At 62.5% G+C, this 786-nt stretch carries 1 pseudogene; it reads right to left on the bottom strand.

What is annotated here, in order from left to right:
- Window positions 1-769 (bottom strand): annotated as a pseudogene (locus ATY29_RS37395) (hypothetical protein); the annotation flags it as partial.
- Window positions 770-786 lie beyond the last annotated feature (17 nt).

The raw sequence follows: 786 nt of genomic DNA, 5'->3' as shown, positions 1-786 counted from the left end.
CGTTTAAAAGCCGAGAAGCCATCGAATCTCTGTTCTCTGCTCGGAGCCAACGAGCGAACCCCCTAAGAATCCCTAAATTGGTCGTCAAGGTACGCTCGGGAACCCTTCCGTCCCCTCGGCCGATGCTACCGTCGGGTAGAATTTCGTAGCCTCGGACTGCTTCCGCGAACTGGTTGATGCGGGACTCGTCATCGGAATGCATGTCCCGGTCGGCGGGGCGACCACGCTTGGCGTAATCGACGCGAACCTTGGTTGAGACCACGTGAGTCTCCGTTGCGGCATCGACGTCTTGCTGCCCCGAACTCCGCGACGACGTCTTGCCGCTGCTCAATCCGAACGCCTTCTTGAACCCTGACGCCATGCGCGACGTAAATCCGCGGCGTTTGCCCTGCGGCGGCGCGGCGACTTCGCCCGCCTCCGCCATATTGCTCGATGTCTTGCTCCCCGAGCCGCCGAATCGCAAGCTGCTGGAGCCCGCCCGAGAGACGTCTATGCTGTGGCGGGCGCCGCTCAACGAGTTCTCCGGCGCCAACGACTGCGGCGCCACTCGCATCGAACCGCCCACGGATCTGCGACGCGGCACACGGTCGCCGGCGTCACTGTCGTGCGAACCGAGGCGCAAGTCGCTCAGATCCTGTTCCACATCTCGTCTCTGTGAATTGTACTCCCGGATCCAGGCGTCCGTATCGAAAGCTCCGGTCACGCCTTCGATCCACTCACTTACTTCGCGAGAATCGTCATCGCGCGGCTGGTTCCGTCTTGGGTACATCGATGCCGGTCCTCCGG

Source organism: Rhizobium hidalgonense, assembly GCF_002914525.1.
In the GTDB taxonomy this organism is placed as follows: domain Bacteria; phylum Pseudomonadota; class Alphaproteobacteria; order Rhizobiales; family Rhizobiaceae; genus Rhizobium; species Rhizobium hidalgonense.
Note: the sequence above shows the minus strand (reverse complement) of the source record. Positions and strands in the feature narration are given on the sequence as shown.